Origin of the sequence: Methylobacterium sp. J-059, assembly GCF_022829485.1 — a bacterium.
GTDB lineage: Bacteria > Pseudomonadota > Alphaproteobacteria > Rhizobiales > Beijerinckiaceae > Methylobacterium.
The window spans coordinates 1-386 of record NZ_JAKSYA010000168.1; the positions used below are offsets into that span (position 1 = coordinate 1).

At 77.2% G+C, this 386-nt stretch carries 1 pseudogene; it reads right to left on the reverse strand.

The annotated features are described in order from the left end of the window. Window positions 1-138 precede the first annotated feature (138 nt). Window positions 139-386: pseudogene (locus MKK55_RS25755) on the reverse strand (hypothetical protein); the annotation flags it as partial.

The window sequence follows — 386 nt, forward strand, 5'->3', positions numbered from 1 at the left end:
GAAAAGCGCCCGAGAGGCCGCGCATCCCCTCGCCCCGCCTGCGGGGAGAGGGCCGGGACGACCTCGTCGTCGTCGCGGCGAGGCGGCAGCCGACGGTGAGGGGGCTTCGACGGCGGAGCCTGGTTCGTCCGCGCCCCCTCACCGCCGCTTCGGCTTCGCCGCCGCTTCCCACAGGAACCTCGTCGTCGTCGCGGCGAGGCGGCAGCCGACGGCGAGGGGGCTTCGACGGCGGAGCCTCGTTCGTCCGCGCCCCCTCACCGCCGCTTCGGCTTCGCCGCCGCTTCCCACAGGCACCTCGTCGTCGTCGCGGCGAGGCGGCAGCCGGCGGCGAGGGGGCTTCGACGGCGGAGCCTCGTTCGTCCGCGCCCCCTCACCGCCGCTCCGGC